Annotated in this window: 22 protein-coding genes; 10 read left to right on the top strand and 12 right to left on the bottom strand. The window is 45.1% G+C overall.

Translation table 11 applies throughout. The features are described 5' to 3' along the window. Positions 1–27 precede the first annotated feature (27 nt). Entirely contained in the window at positions 28–1,617 is a 1,590-nt protein-coding gene (locus AOU00_RS21720) for a degradosome RNA helicase CshA (RefSeq protein ID WP_029516709.1), read from the bottom strand. A gap of 325 nt (positions 1,618–1,942) precedes the next feature. Here AOU00_RS21720 and AOU00_RS21715 point away from each other — a divergent pair, with 325 nt between their 5' ends. From AOU00_RS21715 to AOU00_RS21700, 4 genes are all read left to right on the top strand, one after another. Next, the gene (locus AOU00_RS21715; RefSeq protein WP_025722295.1) at positions 1,943–2,764 is read left to right on the top strand and encodes a YitT family protein; all 822 of its coding nucleotides are present in this window, start codon (positions 1,943–1,945) and stop codon (positions 2,762–2,764) included. A gap of 172 nt (positions 2,765–2,936) precedes the next feature. Then, positions 2,937–3,125 carry a hypothetical protein gene (locus tag AOU00_RS21710; RefSeq protein WP_080683009.1) on the top strand — a complete coding sequence of 63 codons (189 nt, stop codon included), beginning with the start codon at positions 2,937–2,939 and terminating at the stop codon, positions 3,123–3,125. Positions 3,126–3,341: 216 nt separating this feature from the next. Further along, a complete protein-coding gene (locus tag AOU00_RS21705; protein WP_069291635.1) occupies positions 3,342–4,520 on the top strand; it encodes a putative glycoside hydrolase in 1,179 nt (392 codons plus the stop codon). Between the two features lie 196 nt (positions 4,521–4,716). Next, positions 4,717–6,087, top strand: a complete 1,371-nt coding sequence (locus tag AOU00_RS21700; RefSeq protein WP_069291634.1) for an MATE family efflux transporter — start codon at positions 4,717–4,719, stop codon at positions 6,085–6,087. Here the strand turns inward: AOU00_RS21700 and AOU00_RS21695 are convergent. The 7 genes from AOU00_RS21695 to AOU00_RS21675 form a co-directional block, all read right to left on the bottom strand. Further along, positions 6,084–6,293 carry a DUF3906 family protein gene (locus AOU00_RS21695; RefSeq protein ID WP_013309710.1) on the bottom strand — a complete coding sequence of 70 codons (210 nt, stop codon included), beginning with the start codon at positions 6,291–6,293 and terminating at the stop codon, positions 6,084–6,086. The genes AOU00_RS21700 and AOU00_RS21695 overlap by 4 nt on opposite strands. A gap of 117 nt (positions 6,294–6,410) precedes the next feature. Further along, a complete protein-coding gene (gene pfkA, locus AOU00_RS21690; RefSeq protein WP_061828603.1) occupies positions 6,411–7,382 on the bottom strand; it encodes a 6-phosphofructokinase in 972 nt (323 codons plus the stop codon). A gap of 23 nt (positions 7,383–7,405) precedes the next feature. Then, complete coding sequence (locus AOU00_RS21685; RefSeq protein WP_069291633.1) at positions 7,406–8,485, bottom strand: tetraprenyl-beta-curcumene synthase family protein; 1,080 nt, start codon at positions 8,483–8,485, stop codon at positions 7,406–7,408. A gap of 237 nt (positions 8,486–8,722) precedes the next feature. Next, on the bottom strand, positions 8,723–9,049 hold the full coding sequence (locus AOU00_RS27760; protein ID WP_250637524.1) for an MATE family efflux transporter: 327 nt from the start codon (positions 9,047–9,049) through the stop codon (positions 8,723–8,725). Further along, the gene (locus AOU00_RS27755) at positions 9,027–9,299 is read right to left on the bottom strand and encodes an MATE family efflux transporter (RefSeq protein WP_250637523.1); all 273 of its coding nucleotides are present in this window, start codon (positions 9,297–9,299) and stop codon (positions 9,027–9,029) included. Before AOU00_RS27755 ends, AOU00_RS27760 begins: the two co-directional genes overlap by 23 nt. A gap of 14 nt (positions 9,300–9,313) precedes the next feature. Beyond that, complete coding sequence (locus AOU00_RS27750; RefSeq protein ID WP_231109379.1) at positions 9,314–9,505, bottom strand: oligosaccharide flippase family protein; 192 nt, start codon at positions 9,503–9,505, stop codon at positions 9,314–9,316. Between the two features lie 208 nt (positions 9,506–9,713). Beyond that, positions 9,714–9,911, bottom strand: coding sequence for a cold shock domain-containing protein (locus AOU00_RS21675; RefSeq protein ID WP_013309706.1), 198 nt, complete (start codon positions 9,909–9,911; stop codon positions 9,714–9,716). A gap of 173 nt (positions 9,912–10,084) precedes the next feature. Here AOU00_RS21675 and AOU00_RS21670 point away from each other — a divergent pair, with 173 nt between their 5' ends. The 6 genes from AOU00_RS21670 to AOU00_RS21650 all read left to right on the top strand — a co-directional run bounded on the left by AOU00_RS21670 (position 10,085) and on the right by AOU00_RS21650 (position 15,013). After that, the gene (locus AOU00_RS21670; RefSeq protein ID WP_013309704.1) at positions 10,085–10,318 is read left to right on the top strand and encodes a hypothetical protein; all 234 of its coding nucleotides are present in this window, start codon (positions 10,085–10,087) and stop codon (positions 10,316–10,318) included. 7 nt (positions 10,319–10,325) lie between these two features. Further along, positions 10,326–10,514, top strand: coding sequence for a hypothetical protein (locus AOU00_RS25965; RefSeq protein ID WP_025715827.1), 189 nt, complete (start codon positions 10,326–10,328; stop codon positions 10,512–10,514). 199 nt (positions 10,515–10,713) lie between these two features. After that, positions 10,714–12,510: an oligoendopeptidase F gene (pepF, locus tag AOU00_RS21665; protein WP_069291632.1), complete on the top strand. Its 1,797-nt coding sequence runs from the start codon at positions 10,714–10,716 to the stop codon at positions 12,508–12,510. Between the two features lie 56 nt (positions 12,511–12,566). Next, entirely contained in the window at positions 12,567–12,989 is a 423-nt protein-coding gene (locus tag AOU00_RS21660; protein WP_069291631.1) for a LapA family protein, read from the top strand. A 13-nt stretch (positions 12,990–13,002) separates the two neighbouring features. After that, the gene (locus tag AOU00_RS21655; protein WP_069291630.1) at positions 13,003–14,040 is read left to right on the top strand and encodes a M42 family metallopeptidase; all 1,038 of its coding nucleotides are present in this window, start codon (positions 13,003–13,005) and stop codon (positions 14,038–14,040) included. A gap of 73 nt (positions 14,041–14,113) precedes the next feature. Further along, positions 14,114–15,013 (top strand): LysR substrate-binding domain-containing protein, encoded by a 900-nt coding sequence (locus AOU00_RS21650; RefSeq protein ID WP_069291629.1) that lies wholly within the window; start codon positions 14,114–14,116, stop codon positions 15,011–15,013. Between the two features lie 19 nt (positions 15,014–15,032). Here the strand turns inward: AOU00_RS21650 and AOU00_RS21645 are convergent, their stop codons facing one another. The 4 genes from AOU00_RS21645 to AOU00_RS21630 form a co-directional block, all read right to left on the bottom strand. Next, positions 15,033–16,022, bottom strand: a complete 990-nt coding sequence (locus tag AOU00_RS21645) for an aldo/keto reductase family protein (protein ID WP_069291628.1) — start codon at positions 16,020–16,022, stop codon at positions 15,033–15,035. 153 nt (positions 16,023–16,175) lie between these two features. Then, positions 16,176–18,125 (bottom strand): ABC-F family ATP-binding cassette domain-containing protein, encoded by a 1,950-nt coding sequence (locus tag AOU00_RS21640; protein WP_069291627.1) that lies wholly within the window; start codon positions 18,123–18,125, stop codon positions 16,176–16,178. Between the two features lie 123 nt (positions 18,126–18,248). Beyond that, positions 18,249–18,827, bottom strand: coding sequence for a TetR/AcrR family transcriptional regulator (locus AOU00_RS21635; protein ID WP_069291626.1), 579 nt, complete (start codon positions 18,825–18,827; stop codon positions 18,249–18,251). An 82-nt stretch (positions 18,828–18,909) separates the two neighbouring features. Then, a complete protein-coding gene (locus AOU00_RS21630; RefSeq protein WP_025722307.1) occupies positions 18,910–19,716 on the bottom strand; it encodes a DUF92 domain-containing protein in 807 nt (268 codons plus the stop codon). Positions 19,717–19,907: the final 191 nt, after the last annotated feature.

Raw genomic sequence — 19,907 nt, 5'->3', positions numbered from 1 at the left:
TGCTTCGACTTTTCATTATTTCATTTCTTATTCGGAAGAGGAATCTTCACGTCTTGCAGGACGACGAGTTTCTCCATTGCTGCTCGGGCGTGGTTTGCGATCTCCACTGTAGCGGCTTCCGGAATCACGGTTGTAGCCACCGCCTTCTTTGCCACGGTTGTAACCGCCATATCCACCTTTGCTTCCACTACCGCCGCTACCACCAGAACGGTTGGAATTGTAACCACCGTTGCTGCGACCGCTATAGTTAGAAGGCTTGCGACCGCCAGAACGCACGTCTGGTTTACGACGTTTTGCACGGATTGGATCTTCTGGAGTCAGTTCAATCGATGCTTCTCTCTTCTCACCAGTCATCAGCTTCAGAGCTGCAGAGAGAAGTTGTACAGAATCATATTGCTCCAGCATTTGAATAGCCAAACCTTTATACTCGTTCAGCTCACCGCTTTCTACAGCCTCTAGGAGACGTTCAGCAATGATACGTTGTTTACCTTCCAGAGCTTCAGCCAACGTTGGAAGCGGCTTGCGTGGAATGCGGTGACGAGTTACACGTTCGATAAAGTGCAAATGGTCAATTTCACGAGGCGTTACGAAAGACCAAGCTTCCCCTTCTTTACCTGCACGTCCAGTACGTCCAATACGGTGAACATAGCTTTCTGGATCTTGCGGAAGGTCAAAGTTCACAACGTGAGTTACGCCGGAAACGTCCAAACCACGGGCAGCTACGTCAGTCGCTACGAGCACGTCGATGCTTCCGTCACGGAATTTACGCATTACAGCATCACGTTGGTTTTGAGACAAGTCACCGTGTAAACCGTCTGCAGAATATCCGCGTTTTTGCAGAGCTTCAGCCAGCTCGTCTACCCGACGCTTGGTACGACCAAATACGATAGCAAGTTCTGGGGATTCCATGTCGATCAAACGGCTCAATGCTTCGAATTTTTGACGCTCAGGAACTTCGATATAGGCCTGATCAATCAGTGGAGCACTAACTTGTTTAGGAATAACTGAAACATGCTCAGGATTTTTGAGGAATTGCTCAGCCAATCTTTTAATATTAGGAGGCATTGTAGCCGAGAAAAGCATCGTTTGACGCTCGTCTGGAACTTGCTTCAGAATGGATTGAATATCTTCCATGAAGCCCATATCCAACATTTCATCTGCTTCATCCAAAACAACTGTGTTTACATCTTCCAGCTTGATGGTTTTGCGATTAATATGGTCAAGCAAGCGTCCTGGCGTACCAATAATAATTTGAGGTTTCTTTTTCAAAGCACGAATCTGGCGTACGATATCTTGTCCACCATAGATTGGCAAAGTACGAAGACCTTTGAAACGAGAGAGTTTTTCGATTTCTTCAGCTACCTGGATAGCAAGCTCACGTGTTGGTGCCATGATCAGGGCTCTGATTTTTTCGTCGCTTCTAGAAATTTTGTTAATCAGCGGAATACCAAACGCAGCGGTTTTACCAGTACCTGTTTGGGCTTGGCCAATCATGTCTCTGCCTTGCAGTGCAATCGGGATGGATTGGGATTGAATTGGTGTTGCTTCTTCAAAGCCCAGTTCTGTAATCGCCTGAATTACTTTCGGTTCAAGATCAAATTCTGCAAATGTCGTCAAATTTATTCAAACTCCTTCATAATGGTGGATGTGGTGGACAATCCACAATGTTGTCTGTATTCTTAAGTAGCGATATTATTGTATAAGTTTTCCCCAATACAGTGACAGTTTATTTAGACCTATAACTGTATCTTTCTGTAATGAATTTGGGGAACCTATCCGATACATCTTAAACGAATTTATCCTTTTTAAAACAGTTTAAATTTTAAGTGTTTCTCTGGACATAGGTCCCTACTCAAGAATATCCACATCGCATTATAGCACAGAACAATTCATGAATACCAGCAAGTTGCTTCCCGTATAATTTAAATGAGGTGAAAATAAGTTGTTAAAAATAGTGTTAAACTGCTTAACTGTCATTCTTGGAGCCGCTGCCATTGCATGCGGTTTTAATCTGTTTCTCGTGCCACACCACTTGCTGAGCGGGGGAGTAGCTGGTCTTTCCATGTTAATTGGCTACTTCACAAAATTTGATATCAGCGCGATGTATTTTATTATCAATATTCCGATGCTTATTGCAGGCTGGTTTATTTTAGGCAAGCGTTTTATTAGCCTGAGCATTTTATCCGTTGTCGTTACAACGTGGATTTTGGCCTGGGTGCCGGTGCAATCTGTCGTGTCGGACCCCCTACTAGCCTCCGTTTTTGGTGGGGTGATGATCGGCGTTGGAGCAGGAATTTCCTTTCGGGTAGGGGGTTCTACGGGCGGTTTTGACATTATCGGTTCCATCGTCACTCGTTATCGTGACTTCCCCGTAGGAACTGTACTTGTTGGCATGAATGGACTGGTCATTCTTGCAGCAGGATATTTGAACGATGATTGGAATATTGCACTTGCGTCCATGCTATCTATTTTTGTGACTGGCAAGGTATTGGATCAAATCTATGTCAGTCACACGAAGATTACCGTCTACATTATTACAGAACACACCGACAAGCTACTGGAGCGGATGTTAACCACACCACGCGGTGTTAGCAAAATAAAAATTGAAGGCGCATTTTCACATACCGAAAAGGACATGCTGATGACTGTCACGACACGCTACGAGCTAGTTGAATTAAAACGGATCATTAAAGAAGTGGACCCTTCAGCTTTTGTCAATATTGTGGAAACGGTTGGGGTGATGGGTTCATTTCGCCGAAGATAAGCACAAACCCAAGTGTCAAAATACAGTTTCTGTGGTACACTATATGTGCGCTGTTCCCATAGTATATAAAGACCAGCTTTACCTGCTATTTCACAGGCACTTTGCTTTTCCGAATCGTATTGAATGATTCTTTTGGAATGATTCCGAGCAGGAAAGGGTGATTTTTGTGGAAATGGAAACGGTAAAACTGTCCGACATTGTCTTAAGATGGTACCCGGAAATGCTCCCTTCTCTCAAAAAGGATGAGCTGAACTCGATGATTGTGCTTCGGGACGGGATGGCCATACTCAAGCCAACGGATGCGCTAGAAATTATTCAGTACAGTATTTGCGAGCATCAAGACAATAATTATCTTCAATAAATTTCTTTACTAAGTGCCGCTTCTTCCGGTTACATCTACAACCGCGAAGAGAGCGGCATTATTTATGCATTTTTATGGATTCAATGAACACAGGTTGGGTTAATCATGTAAGACTGTGCCTGATGATTCCAGTATTGGTTACAAGCGTGTTGTTTTTCGATACATAACTTTACGTATAATCAGTTAAGCGACATACATAAGGGAGAGAGTTAGGAAATGAATATGATTTGGGCAATTATGCTATTGGCGATGGGGATAGGCGGAAACGGCGATCAGTCAGCCAACGCTCCAAATGTAAAAGATACGGTGGCAACAACAATTAGTAGCGCCATGATCCAGGCTCAGCACAATAATATGAAGGTGGATGCCTCCAATCCCCCAGTTAAAATTGACCCACAACCGACGACTCCTACTATCAAGGGCATCTATGTCACGGCTTATAGCGCAGGCGGTTCGCGTATGACTCAGCTGCTTGAACTGCTTGACAAGACAGAGCTCAATTCCATGGTTATTGATATAAAAGACGATGCAGGTTACATCACTTATCCAACGACCAATCCCGAGCTGCTCAAATTGGGCAAGCCGCAAAAATTCATTCGGGATATTTCCGGTTTGATGGACCGATTGAAAAAGCATAATGTTTACCCGATTGCTCGTATTGTCGTATTTAAAGATACGGTACTAGCTAACAAAAATCCCGAGATGTCTTTCCGTAACCCTGACGGCTCTGTCTGGAAAAACGGCAAAGGAGACGGGTTCGTCAATCCCTATAATAAAGAAGTATGGGATTATAATATCGCCATCGCTAAGGAAGCAGCCAAACTTGGTTTTAAGGAAATTCAATTTGACTATGTACGTTTCCCCGAAGGCTTTGAGAAAAGAGCAGACAAGCTGAAATATACCAAATCAGATCAATCCCGCTCGGATGCAGTCGCTGAATTCGTACAATATGCCCGTAAAGAGCTTGCTCCATTAGGTGTACGAGTATCGGTAGATATTTTCGGATATGCCGCATCCGTTCCTGCTGCGGAGGGGATCGGACAGGATTTCACTAAAATCTCCGAAAATGTGGATGTCATTTCGCCCATGGTTTATCCAAGTCACTACACCACAGGCTGGTTCGGTGTAAAAGACCCCGATAAGAATCCATACCAGACGATTAAAGGCTCCATGGCCGATACACACAAAAAGCTCGATCCGACGGGCAAGCTAAAGCCAATTATTCGTCCTTGGATCCAGGATTTTACCGCAAGTTGGTTGGGGAGCGGACATTATGCTAAGTATGGAAAAACTCAAGTAGAGGACCAAATTCGAGCGCTTAAGGATATGAAAGTGGATGAATATCTACTTTGGAATGCCACAAACCGCTATACTAGCGGAGTAACATACAAATAATTTATCTCTCGGGACTTTTTATTATTTTATATAAAATCTAGAAATTATATAATCATTTCGAAGGCTGTCCCGTTGTTTGGCGAACGGGAGCAGTCTTTTTTATTACTGTTCAAATGTATCGGTATCCCTTACAATAAATACTTACATGTTATGATACATACGAATAATCAATCCCTAGTAAATGAGGAAAACAAAAATGCAATTGACTCTAACAACGGGACAGAAATGGAAGCAGCTTTTCTACATTTTACTCCCTATCCTGATTACCCAGCTTGCACTATCTGCCATGACTTTTTTTGATACGAATATGTCGGGACACTTTTCCCCTGCCGATCTGGCTGGAGTAGCCATTGGAGTAAGCCTATGGGTTCCTGTACAAACAGGCCTTAACGGAATACTTATGGCTATCACGCCCATTGTATCTCAATTGGTAGGAGCACAGCGCAAAGATAAAGTCTCCTACTATGTCATTCAAGCACTTTGGCTCTCTCTCGCCCTGTCTATGGTCGTATTGATTGCTGGCATCATTTTGGTCAAGCCTATTTTGAACGGTATGAATTTGGAATTGAGAGTTCATAATGTGGCCCTGTACTATCTTTGTGCGATGGCTTTCGGGATTGTTCCTCTATTTGCCTACACTGTGCTCCGAAGCTTTATGGATGCATTGGGACAAACCCGTTTTACGATGTTCATCACGCTCATGTCGTTACCCATTAATGTATTGTTGAACTATCTACTTATTTATGGAAACTGGGGTTTTCCGCGTCTGGGGGGTGTAGGCTCCGGGGTGGCAACGGCAACCACCTACTGGATCATCATGCTGGTCGCCGGTATCACTACGCATCGTGGAAGAATATTTGCCGAATACCGAATCTTCAGCAAAATATACGGGATTGCCGCTGGTGCTTTGAAAGAGCTCATCAAGATTGGCGTACCGATTGGATTTGCTATATTTTTTGAGACTGCCGTCTTTTCAGCCGTCACTCTCTTCATGAGTAGCTATAATACAGCTACCATAGCCGCACATCAGGCCGCCATGAACTTTGCATCTACGCTGTATATGATTCCACTCAGCATTTGCATGGCACTTACGATTCTAGTTGGCTATGAAACAGGGGCTGCTCGTCCGCGGGATGCCAAAGCTTATAGTGTAATGGGGATTAGCAGCGCAGTAGGTCTATCACTGATTACAGCTATTGTACTGCTTATCTGGGGTGAACAGGTCGCTCGACTTTACTCCACCGATCCGCAGGTCATTCAATTGGCACAGCATTTTCTAATCTATGCGATTTTCTTTCAGATATCTGATGCTGTCGCTACACCTACACAAGGAGCGCTACGCGGGTATAAAGACGTCAATCCAGCCTTTTTGCTCACATTCCTCTCCTATTGGGTCATTGGGCTTCCTGTAGGATATATACTGGCACGCTGGACTTCATTGGGGCCCTACGGCTACTGGATCGGTTTGATAACAGGGTTGGCAGTAGGCGCTATTTTACTTCTCTGGCGTCTGGTGAGAGTACAACGTCGTTTCGCCGAAAAAAAACAACACGCAGAGGCTATTTAGCCTTTGCGTGTCTCGATTACATATGCTGCGCCTAAAGTTATTCGTTTTTTCTCCACAATAGCCACTTCGTTCAGCTTGGGAGGATATAGAAAGTGTCTCTCCACATGTTGTTCAATCTCTTCAAATGCCTGTTCTTCATTTTCAGCAGCGAGAATGACGGTCAGCGCTCCTTCCGAACTGTCCACTTCGATTTTGAATAGGTACATATATGACTACCTCCTGATAGGACTCAAAGCTAAAAAAATAGCGGATGACTCGGGTCATCCGCATAATTTTGATCATTTCCAATATCAGAGCCGATCTATTTTACATAAAGGCTCTTATTATTGGGACAAACGCAAGGCCAGCTCATAAAGCTCCATATTGAAATCTTTTTTTGTATTTACAACCTTGTCAATATCTGTAGCTACCAACTTACCGTCGATCATTCCGCAAGCCTTGTCAGATATGCCCTCGATCAATTGGCGAACAGCAAAGTCACCCAAACGGCTCGCCAGGTTGCGGTCAAACGCTGTTGGTGTGCCTCCACGTTGGATGTGTCCAAGCACTGTAACACGAGGCTCATAATCCGGACAGTTTTCTTGGATAACTTGTGCTACTGTTTCGCCTTTGCCTACACCCTCAGCAACGATAATGATACTGTGGCGTTTACCATGCTTAAAGTTTTGTTTCATCCGGTCGGATACTTCGTTCAGGTCAAATTCTACCTCAGGCACCAAAATCGTTTCTGCGCCAGAAGCCAGACCCGCATGCAGAGCAATATCACCACAATGACGTCCCATAACTTCCACGATAGAAGAACGTTCATGGGATGACATCGTATCACGCAGCTTGTTGATTGCGTCCACTACGATACTAACCGCCGTATCAAAACCAATAGTGTAGTCCGTGAAGGAAATGTCGTTGTCAATCGTACCCGGAAGACACATCGTTTTAATGCCTTGCTTGGTCAGTTTGTTAGCTCCTTGGTAGGAACCGTCGCCACCAATCACAACTACGCCGTCAATTCCACGGTTACGCAAAATTTGAGCGCCTTTTTTCTGCCCTTCTTCAGTCGTAAATTCCAGGCATCTTGCAGATTGAAGTACAGTACCCCCACGTTGGATAATATCTCCGACGCTTCTCAGATCCATTGGAAAAATATCGTCGTTCAAAAGGCCTTGATAACCACGTTGAATCCCGAATACTTCCAGTCCAAAATACAATCCGCTACGTACGACGGCGCGAACTGCCGCGTTCATCCCTTGTGAATCTCCACCACTTGTTAATACTGCAATTTTCTTAACTGCTGTCATGATTTATGACCTCCTCAAAATAATCATATAAGCCTTCTTATCCATCGACTGTTTAATAAGAAAAACAAACGCATGAGCGGACTATTTTTCATTAAACGTCTCGAAACAGCGCGAACGTCCTGCTGCTCGCTAACTTTAGGGTCGGATAAATATAAAGCCAGCAATCCCTCGATAATCATCCGGTGAAAGGAGCTGGCAGGGACATCTGCAATATCAGCCCGCGCCCGATTCACAACGTAGGCGATCCGGTCTAGCATCATGTCGGTATCTTCATAGTAATTGCAAAAGTTAAGATCTCCGCCCTTCCGGTCTTCGTCTTGATCGATTAGATAATCCAGCAAAATATGAAGACTGCACACATGTGGAAAATACGATGCATGTATTGAGGCAGCCCCTGCATCTGTCAGATGCTGGTCGCTGGCAGCAAGAAACAGCATAAAGACCCCCAGAGTTGAACCGGTAGCCGCAGCAAACTCATTCCAGCGCAACTCTGGTGTACGGTCTTTATGAAGCGACCACCAATCCAAAAGCGCTTGTTCCCGCAGCTCGGGTTTAATATGCTTGTATACTTGCAAATCCGTGTATAATCGCGCCAAATCCTGAACGTAAGGCATGGCCGCCTCATAGCCCGGAAGCCTGCTTACACAAGACTGACAGGTTGTCACCAGCCTGGTCAAATAACCGCCATCCTCCTGCTCACGACGCAACTCATAATAATTCACTGGCCTAGCCGTCGGATTAACCGCATCCAGCATAGCCTGATGCAGTAGCCTGAAATCATCCGGGTCCATGGACGTACTGCGATCACACAGGTTGTCCAGATAATCACTAATGGTCTGATACGCTACGATCAGCGGAATTAGCGTCTGCCGGGCAGACATATTGGCAGCGGCATAAACCGCTCCACCCACGCAGTGAAATGTCTTATCCGCTATGCTCGCAAGCGCCTGGCTTCGCAGCTCAGGGTCCGGAATTTGTTCGGCCTTGCTCTTCCAGTTACTCAATTCTAGTTTCGTTTCAGGGAGAATGTGCTTGTACATTCGGCTCATTAGACCTATGGGGCCTCTCGGTACTTGATAACGTCCTTGCTCAACATAACTCAAATGACGGTGCCTCCACATTGTTGTCTACGTAATTATACCTATCCAAACCATATCCATTATAATATGATCGTCCTTTTAGTACAAATGAACAACCTCACTTTTTTCTTTAAAATGCAAGAAAATGAGCTATTCTTACAAAAAGAATTTTATACCTGTAATGTTTTATTAGTCAAAAATAGGAGTTACACAAAATCTATCCTTATAAGACTTTAATCGCAAATAGTATAAATGGCCTATCTATCCCTTGTCCTCTGCGGGCTTCATGGCTTGGATTCCCTCTCCCATGCTTGCCTGCTTCCATTTCCCGAAAGCATAATAGAAAATGACTGCCACGGCAGAGATAGCAAAACCAACAGGAAAGCTCCACCATACAGCATCTAGACCATACTCATCGACAAATGCATAGGCCAAAGGTATACGAATGCCCCATAATGAAATAATGGTAATTAAAAGCGGTATCATGACGGAACCCGTCGATCGAACAACACCTGTAATGACATTGGTAACACCGAATATAACAAAAGACCACAAGGTGATCAGATTAATCCGCATACCCAATTCCAATGCCCCCCCCTGTAGAAGGAAGGAACATGAGTAAGGCCTGACGGTTAAACACGTAAATTAATACCACAGCTCCACCTGTTAATACAAAATTATACACAATCCCAATCCAGGTTGTCATGCGCACTCGATCCCAACGTCCGGCTCCGATATTTTGAGCGGCAAAGGAAGATACAGCTGCACCTAACGCCATTGCTGGCATCTGCACATAGCTCGACAAATTATTGGCTGCTGTATAAGCTGCTGCTGCCACTGTCCCGTAGCCGTTTATAATATTTCCGTTGAAGCGGCAGTCAATGCGGCTTCTCCCAGAAACTTCCCCACCCAGATCGAATTGATCGTTCCATTCAGGGATTGCAGAATGTTTCCGAACAGCATCGGCAAAGAGAACATAAACAGCGTTTTGGCAATAGGACCTTCAATCAGGGAAGGCTTACGACTAGCCTCTGCTGCACTCATTTTCTCAACTCCTTCAATTTGAAATGTCTTCTGCCTAGTTTTATTACGTATAATACCCTATTCCTGCTCAATCTTCTCATCTCATAAGCGTATTTATGCAAAAAAGCGCAGTCCCTTAAATTAAAGGAACTGCGCTCTCAATTCATAGTTTAACCGTAATATATAAGACATCCGTAGAAACGGAACCATTCTTACAATTCAGTTACACTTACAGTTTGATTACGTTAGCTGCTTGGGGTCCACGGTTACCTTCAGTAATTTCGAATTCAACCGCTTGACCTTCTTCCAAAGTTTTAAAGCCGTCGCCTTGGATTGCGGAGAAATGTACGAATACGTCCTCGCCACCATCCATTTGAATGAAGCCATAACCTTTTTCTGCGTTAAACCATTTAACTGTACCTTTCAAGTGAACAACCTCCTAAAAATACCGCCATCTATGGCGAATATCCATATTATACTTCATGCTTTTTCACAATGCAATTGATGTTTTTCCGGGTTTTTCGGGCTGGAATGATTTGCTTTTGCGGCGGAAACTGCGGTATCATGAACCAAAACATCTATAAAATCGGAGACATGCATATGATGAAAAAACACGAAATATACAAAAAAGACAATTGGAACATGATGACTGTCGAGGTGCAGGGCCGTTACATCGTTCTACGGGAAATATCCGATGATTGGGGCGAGGAAGCCCACACGTTTTTAAGCCGTCCGGCGCTAATGCATTGGGCTCAAAATCGGTTTCCCAAGCAGTCCTTTCAAGATAATGAGGAAGAGTGGCAGCGGATCATGAACGCTTTCAAACAGGTCTAGCCTATTCATGGTGTCCAACAGCTATCTCATCTTCATTATTCTGGCCTTTACGCTGGGCGGAGTGCTGATCATGAAGCGTGATACGATACCGACTCCTCTCAAAAAGTGGATGGCCCTCACTGCTGTAATCATGGTTTGCCTTGCCTTTTATCTCATTGTATACAGCTTATTAAATATAGGTTCCAACCCACAGTAAGGAAAATTATACTTTCGGGCGTAAGAGGTCATACTATGGCATAATAAGCCATGGTATAAGGAGGATCTGCCGTTACATGCATCCTGTAAAACCTCTTGCCCTGCTGCTTACGGTAAGCGTGGCGGTTTCTTCGTTTTGGCATCCGTCCCTTACTGCCGCAGCCCTACCCCACATTACGTTCGATCAGAGGAGGCTCTCCATGAGTGAAATTGTAAAACGCGCTAATGCGCCAGTGGAAAATACATGGAAACTGGAAGATTTGTTTCCCAACCGCAAAGCATGGGATCAAGAATACGAAGAAGTCAAACAACTAGCCAAAAAGGCTGAACAATTCCAAGGCAAGCTCAATTCAGCAGAGTCGATTGGCAGCTGCTTTAAATTGGAAGATGAATTGTCGCTTAAAACCGAGCGTGTATATGTGTACGCACATCTGCATCATGATGAGGATACAGCTGAACCTACATACCAGGGTCTTTCGCAAAAAGCCAAAAAATTAGGCGTTGAGGTTAGCGAGTCTCTTTCTTTCGTGACGCCTGAAATTTTGGCATTGCCGGATCATCAGCTCGATGCCTTCATTGAAGATCCGAAGCTTGCAGATTATCGGTTTACACTTCAAGAAATGAAGCGGGAAAAAGCACATATTCTGGGCAAGACAGAAGAAGCGTTGCTCGCTCAGGTTGGCAATCTGGCTCAAGCCCCGCAAACGATTTTTGGCATGCTCAACAATGCCGATCTGAAGTTTCCAAAAATCAAGGATGAAAACGGCAAAGAGGTTGAGCTGACTCATGGCAGCTACATTCAATTCCTCGAAAGTCCGCACCGCGAAGTTCGCGAACGTGCTTTTAAAGCGGTATATGACACATATGCCAAAAATAAAAATACAATTGCTTCTACACTAAGTGCCAATGTAAACAAAAATATTTTTTATTCTCGTGTTCGCAAATACCCTTCTGTACTGGAAATGTCACTGTACGGTGACAATATTCCGAAGGAAGTGTATACGAATCTCATTGATACCATTCATGAAAGCTTGCCCCTGCTCCATCGCTACATCAAGCTGCGTAAAAAGTTGTTAGGTGTGGATGAGCTCCATATGTATGATTTGTTCGCTCCACTTGTGGACGAATACAAGATGGACATTACGTATGAAGACGCCAAAAAGCAAACAAAGGAAGGCCTTAAGCCACTGGGCGCAGACTATCTGGCTTCGTTGCAAAAAGGCTATGATGAGCGCTGGATTGATGTATACGAAAACGAAAACAAACGTACTGGTGCATACAGTTGGGGAGCTTATGGTACCCACCCATATGTGCTGCTGAACCATAAAGATAACCTGAACAGCATGTTCACACTTGCTCATGAAATGGGGCATGCGTTGCATTCGTACTATTCAGACAACGCATTGAAGTATAGAGATGCACAGTACACCATTTTCCTGGCTGAAGTGGCATCCACAACCAATGAAGCGTTGCTAATGGACTACCTGCTGAACAAATCAACCGATCCGAAAGAGAAAATGTACCTTCTCACCTACTATGCAGATCAATTCCGCACAACGGTATTCCGTCAAACCATGTTTGCGGAATTTGAGAAAATTGTACATGAACGCGCTGAACAGGGGGAATCCCTTACACCGCAGCTCTTATCAGAGATTTACTATGATCTGAATGTGAAATATCACGGGCCTGGTATGAAGGTAGACAAAGACATTGAAATGGAATGGGCACGGATCCCTCATTTTTATAACAGTTTTTACGTCTACAAGTATGCTACTGGCTTCTCGGCAGCAACCAGTTTCTCGAAACAGATTCTGGAAGAAGGCCAGCCAGCCGTTGACCGTTACTTGGGCTTCTTGAAGAGCGGTGGCAGTGATTATTCAATCAATATTTTGAAAAAAGCTGGCGTTGACATGTCCTCTCCGCAGCCGATCCGCGAAGCGATGAGCGTATTCGAAGAAGTCATTACAGAAATGGAAAAGCTAACTGAAGGAAAGTAAAACCGTGCGCACTTAAAATCCAGCATTGAAATAATGCACGGATAAATCCCTTGTCCATGGCGGGCAAGGGATTTTATAATGTAACGGGAGGAGGTGGCATTTTGAAAACACAATGGTCTTTGATCGCAGCTCTTGTTATTGCTTTGTTAACAGCTGTATTTGCTGTTATTAATGTGAATTCGGTTCAAGTGAACCTTCTATTCAGTATGGTTAGCATTCCTTTGATTTTGCTTATTCTTGGTTGCACTCTTCTAGGTGGACTTATTGTCGGTTCTTTCGGTATTTTCCGCCAATATAGGCTTCAGAGAGAGATTAAACGTCTGACTACTCAGCTTCATACACTACAAGAAGAGCACACATCCACGGTGGAAGCAAACGCGGATGTGACCTATAACGCGACGGGTTCTTCCAGCACAGGGTCTACATTCGACCAAGATATAGAGCAACCGTCCTCTAACCCTGATCGGTTGTCCAAATGAGGAGGAGCAACAAATGACGATTCAATTAAATGAAGATTATATGATGAACTTTTTAAATCAGCTACTGAACACACCCAGTCCCAGTGGGTATACACACCATGTGATGGAGCTGATTCGTAAAGAAGCGGAAAGCCTCGGGGTGCAAATCGAATGGAATGCAAAAGGCGGTGCCATCTTGACTCTGAAAGGTCAGGAAACGGACCATACGGTGGCGCTGAGCGCACATGTGGATACATTGGGCGCAATGGTGCGTTCCATTACAGCACAAGGCACCCTACGTCTGACATCCGTCGGCGGCTTCATGATGAACAGCATTGAGAACGAATACTGCCTTATTCATACCCGAAGCGGACAAACGTATACAGGCACTATTCTGTCCAGCCATCCATCCGTGCACGTCTATGATGATGCACGAAGCTTTGAGCGCAAAGAGAGCCATATGGAGGTACGGATTGACGAGCTTGTCGGGTCAAAAGAAGACGTGCTTCAGCTCGGTATTGCGGTGGGCGATTTTATTTCGTTCGATGCGCGTCCAGTCGTAACACCAAGTGGATTTATCAAGTCACGCCATCTAGATGATAAAGCTAGTGTAGCTGCACTGTTTGGTTTACTGGAATCTGCTGTACATGGAAACTGGAAGCCTCGACATACCGTTAAATTGCTCATTTCCAACTACGAGGAAGTGGGGCACGGAGCGGCTTACATACCCGAAGGAATCAGTGAGATGATAGCTGTCGACATGGGCTGTATGGGTGAAGATCTGAGCTGCAAGGAAACGGATGTTTCTATCTGTGCCAAGGATTCCTCCGGACCTTATGACTATACTATGACGACCCGTCTGATTGAGCTGGCCAAAGAGCTGAATATTCCGTATGCGGTAGATATTTATCCGCACTACGGTTCGGACGCTTCGGCTGCACTAAGAGCCGGTAATAACATCCGTGCTGCGTTGATCGGCCCTGGCGTACACGCCTCCCATGCCATGGAGCGCACGCACAAGCAGGCCGTGGTGAACACTGCACGTCTGCTTGCAGCTTATGTGATGGTTTAATGCGAACGATAAAAACCGACCTGTTCCACTGGAGAATAGGTCGGTGAAGGCTTAGTGAAAGGAAATCACAGCTATGGATCTGAAAAAACTACGTTACTTTATCGCAGTAGCGGAAGAACTGCATTTTAACCGTGCTGCGAAAAAACTGAATATTACCCAACCTCCCTTGAGCCAACAAATTCAAAGCCTTGAAGAAGAACTTGGCGTGAAGCTTTTGGAACGAACCAAGAGGCAAGTTCGACTTACATCAGCAGGAGCGATATTTTTAGAAGAATCCAGAAACGTGGTTGCTCAATTGGAAAGATCCATCAAGATCACACAGCTTGCAAGTCAGGGGAAATTCGGACAATTATCCATCGCTTTTGTAGATTCAGCCTCTGGCAGTCTGATGGTTAATGCCTTGAAGAAATTCCGAGAGCGTTTTCCAGATGTGAAGCTTACGTTATTTGAAATGACATCTGTCCAACAACTGAAAGCTATACACGATGGCAAAGTTCACGTGGGCTTCCTGCGCTGTGCAGATCCATCTATACATATCACTTCTCGTCTTTACACCAACGAATCGCTCATGGCCGTTCTTCCTCAAACACATCCGTTAGCCCACCATTCAACCTTGTCTTTACGTTCTTTAGCGGACGAATCTTTTATCCTGTCTCCGCCTCATATGGGAGCTTCTTTTCATAACCTCATACTGGACTTTTGCGGACAACACGGATTTCAGCCTCAAATCGTACAGGAAGCCGTTCAAATGTATACGATCGTTAACTTGGTAGCGGCAGGTATAGGTATCTCCATTGTCCCCTCTTCCGTTTCTGTCTTTCAACGCAGTGATGTCGTATTTCGTTCCTTTCAAGAAGAGTCTCCGTCCATCCCACTTTATGCTGCATGGAAAACAGGTACACACGAAACTGTTCTGACTCATTTTCTGGAAGTGGTTGAAGAAACAGCTTGTAGCGAAGAGTTAGACATGTAAATCTCCTTGATCGTATATCTTAACCTGTTTTTCTCGGATCACGTTCAACAATACCATTTAAAATGCTATCCAATTGTCTCATGACCTGCTCATCTAGACGGACACCCGCGGCTTTTACGTTCTCTTTAACCTGCTCGGGCTTGGAAGCACCGATAATAGCTGAGGACACTTGCGGGTTTTGTAAAACCCATGCGACTGCAAGCTGAGGTAGCGTCAGTCCGCATTCTTCTGCAATCGGCTGAATTTTCTTTACTGCCAAAAGGACTTCTTTACGTAACCATTGTCCAGCCAAACGTTCGAAAAATGGTGACCCTGCTGTCGTAGAAGCTCGTGATCCCTCGGGTAACGGCTTGTCTGCTGCATATTTACCAGAAAGAATACCTTGTGCCAGAGGTGACCAAACCACCTGCCCAATCCCTTCCTGCTCACAAGCGGGAATCACTTCAGCTTCAATGACACGCCACAGCATGGAATATTGGGGCTGACTTGCCACGAAAGGGACCTTTAATTCCTTAGCCAGAGCGGCTCCTTGCTTTATCTGCTCTGCTGTCCACTCGCTTACTCCTACATACAAAACCTTCCCTTGCCGCACCAAGTCGGATAAGGCCAAAAAAGTTTCTTCAAGCGATACGGTTGGATCAAAACGGTGTGCATAATATACATCAATATAATCCGTTTGCAGGCGTCGAAGAGAAGCATGGCAGGCCTCCATGATATGTTTGCGAGACAGCCCTTTATCATTCTGTCCGGTACCTGTGGGATGAAAAACCTTAGTACATAATTCAATACTTTCACGGCGTATTCCCTTTAAAGAATGACCTAAAACCGTTTCCGCCATGGTATCCGAATACACATCAGCAGTATCAAACGTGGTAATCCCTGAGTCTAGTGCAGCGTTTACACAGGCTTGCGCTATAGTATCATCCACTTGAGCACCGTGGGTGACCCAGTTTCCCAATGCGATCTCACTTACCATTAATCCACTTTTTCCAAGTTTACGATATTCCATTTTCAATTCCTCCCTCCCATATGCAATCCATTATACCCACCGTAATTTAATATTAGAAATATATAATTCACACACTTTTAATATGAAAAACATATTAATAATTCGATAAAAAAAGCAAGCCTCCACTCTCAATGGTGACTTGCTTCTGTATTTTTAAGATTTACTTTGTTCAATCTGCTCGGCCAGCTCATTCAGGTAGGTCCAGCGTTCCATTTGATGCTCCAGATGCTGTTCGGCCTTCACTTGCTCAGCCATGAGCTCCTGTAGTCGTGCTGAATCACTGAAAGACTCTTCCATCTGTCGCTGAATGTCGGCCAACTTCTGTTCGGCTTGTTCAATCAGCTCATCAATTTGCTCATATTCCCGCTGTTCCTTGAAGGTGAATTTGAGCTTGGTTTTACTTGTCTCCTTGACTGAATCAGAAGGACCCGCAGACTTAGGCGCGGAAGAGCGATTCGAGGAAGCCGTACTCGTAGAGACAGACGTATTCACAGAAGATTGAGCATTTTTACTGATCCATTCTGCATACTCGCTATAGTCCCCTACATGTACTCGTACCTGTCCATCCCCTTCAAACGCCAGTATTTTGTCCACTGTGCGATCCAGAAAATAGCGATCATGAGAAACAATAAAAACCACGCCTGGGAATTCATCCAGATAATCTTCCAAAACGGAAAGGGTCTGAATATCCAGATCATTTGTTGGTTCATCCAGTAATAGCACATTCGGTGCCGACATCAGAACACGAAGCAGATACAAGCGCCGTTTTTCGCCTCCGGACAGCCTCGAAATAACCGTCCATTGCGCGCTTGGTGCGAACAGGAAACGTTCCAGCATTTGTGCAGCTGTAATCGTCGAACCGTCTGCTGTACGAATCACTTCGGCTTCTTCCTTAATATATTCAATGACACGTAATGATTCGTTCATTTCCTGATGTTCCTGAGTAAAATAGCCAAGCTTCACCGTCGGTCCCAGCACAACGTTGCCGGAATCAGGTTCTATATGCTGCGCAATCATTTGGAGCAGAGTGGATTTCCCACTACCGTTAGGACCTAGGATACCAACACGATCACCAGGAACCGCAATGTAGCTCAAATCCTGTATCAGCTTACGAGAATCTACCGATTTGGACAGATGCTCGATCTCTAAGATCTTTTTACCCAGACGTGTGGAGGCGACGGACATATCTACAGATCCAGAACGAGCTTCCGGTTGCTGATCCCTAAGCTGCTCATATCGGTCAATACGCGCTTTCTGCTTGGTGGAACGAGCCTTTGCTCCACGGCGAATCCAGGCCAGTTCATTACGCAGCAGGTTCTTCCTTTTTTGTTCCGTAGACGCTTCCCGCTCCTCACGTTCTGCCTTCAGCTCCAGAAAACGGGTATAGTTAGCCTCATAACGGAAAAGGCGGCCATGATCCAGCTCCAACATGACATTTGCAACTCTATCCAGAAAATAGCGATCATGCGTGATCATTAACAACGCACAGCGTCTTTTTTGCAAATATTGCTCCAACCATTCAACGGACTCATTATCAATGTGGTTTGTAGGCTCGTCCAGAATGAGCAGCTCGCAGGGTTGGATCAAAGCCGCCGCCAAAGCCACCCGCTTGCGCTGCCCGCCGGATAGAACGCCCATAGGAGACTCAAACTGGGTGATCCCCAGTCGGGTAAGTATATTTTTGGCCTCACTCTCCAGCTGCCATGCCTGGAACGTATCCATTTGCTGACTTGCTCGCAATAGACGGTTTTGAAGCTCCTCGCTACCTGGATTTAATTCCAACAACTCCATGGTTTCCGTATATTCACGGACCGCTTTCATCTCAGGCTGGTTGCCATGAAAAATATGCTGGAGTACCCTCATTTCGGGATCAAACTCCGGATTTTGTGCTAGATACTGAATTCGCACATCGTTGTTCACTGCAATATTGCCATCATCTGGCGGCTCTAATCCTGAAATTACCCGTAAAAACGTTGATTTACCGGTACCATTTACACCGACGACTCCTATTTTGTCACGTTCATCCATACCAAAGGAAGCATCCTCAAACAACATTTTCTCGCCATAGCTTTTCGTTATATGTTCAACGGTCATAATATTCATACGGATTCCCTACTCTTCCCCAATTTTGTGATGCATCCTGTTTATTTTAACACAGACACAGCCAATGATTAAAAAAACCGTTACCTGAACGAAGTCAGTACGGTTTTTTAGCAACAAGACGTGTCAGGATTTTTGTATTCCGGCTTTACAGCCATGCATAAATAAGTTCGCCGCTAATTCAGCCGTCTGATCCACGTCACATTCGCGGAAATCTTGATTCAATAAAATATCCATTTTTAGGCGTTCCAACATACCAATGAATGCCTTCGCATGAAACTCGGACTGCTGTACACCCTCTGACGACAGTTTATTGTTGACCAAATCAGTATAGTCCTGAATAAATCCCCGCATAAACTCCATTAGATCGGGGTCACTGTTAGGGGTCATAAAAAATAATTTAGTGTGCTGCTTACGCTTGAAATAGTAGTGCAGATGCAAATTTGCCATCCGCAGCAGTCCTTCTCCCAAAGTACGATTGATTAATGCACCTTGCATTTCGGCTAGGTATTGCTCGCAATCTCTACGTGTGACTGCTGTAAATAGCTGCTCTTTGCTTTTAAAGTACAAGTATACTGTGCCTTTGGCAACTCCCGCTTGTTCTGCAATCTCGGAAATTTTGCTTTCATAGAAGCCTTTGGTGCCAAAGACGGCGTAAGCTGCGTCCAAAATAGCTTCATATTTATCTCTGTGTATATCGCCCATCTTAGCACCTCCTTATACAAGGATTGAAACATGGTCAATTCTTATAACAGTTAATTCCTTGTAACGATCTCCAGCCCTGTGTTCAGAGTATTAAAAAAATACCTGCAAGAGCGACCAATCCTCCGAAAATAGAACTAATGCTATTCACCCGATCATTGCTCATCCAACGCCAGCCTCGTACATAGACCGTCGTTTGTCCACAATGTGAGTCTACTTCTACTTCTCGTCCGCAAACCGTGCAGGAACGCATCATTTGCACTGTAGCACCTAGATAGGAATCAGCAAAGGCCCCCGCGCTACCGGATATACCTCCAACCAGTGCCCACAGCCATAACGGCAAGCTCGGCGTTCCTATGGCGTGTCCAAAGCCCCATGCACCTATGCCGATCAGTACACCCCCAGCCAAGGCCGCAGCCGTTCCCAATACAGAGACTCCACCTGAGGTTCCGGGTGCCAGCACCTTCCCGTTAAGCACCGAGCGAGGTGGCCTACGACTCAGGCTGCCAAATTCCGTTGCCCACGTATCGGATGTGACCGTAGCCATGACACCGACAAAAGCCAGCTGCCACGTAACATGAGGCCATATCGCATAACCCAGGCATAACAGCATACCTAATCCACCATTGGCCCATACTTGGCCTGCATCCCGGTTTCCGGTTTTGGCATACGATTTTTCCAGTTCAGCCTTGCGCTCCTTTTTGAACCTCGACAGAAGGGTCGACGTGATAAAGAACAAGAGCAATGTGCCGAACCAGAACAGGTTACCCGCCCCATAATATACAGTTCCCATCAGTACAGCCGCGGCAAAGCCAGATAAGGTTAAGGATTTTTTATAAAATGCAGCTCCGGCCACCACAGCAGCACAAAGCAATCCGATGATCCAGTCCATGATATACCCCCGCTTTTGAAATGAATCTCCGTTTTTCTTTTTTCGTTCTGATATTATTGTACAACGCTCTACGCTTATATAAAAGCCGTGTCCCATGCTTTGGCACAGGACACGGCCTTCACAATGCTTATCTACGGGAATCTCTCTTTACTCTCATCCACCAAGAACTTCCCTTTTTTAATCCTCTTCAT

It is taken from the genome of Paenibacillus polymyxa (assembly GCF_001719045.1).
Taxonomy (GTDB): Bacteria; Bacillota; Bacilli; order Paenibacillales; family Paenibacillaceae; genus Paenibacillus; species Paenibacillus polymyxa_B.
Note: the sequence above shows the minus strand (reverse complement) of the source record. Positions and strands in the feature narration are given on the sequence as shown.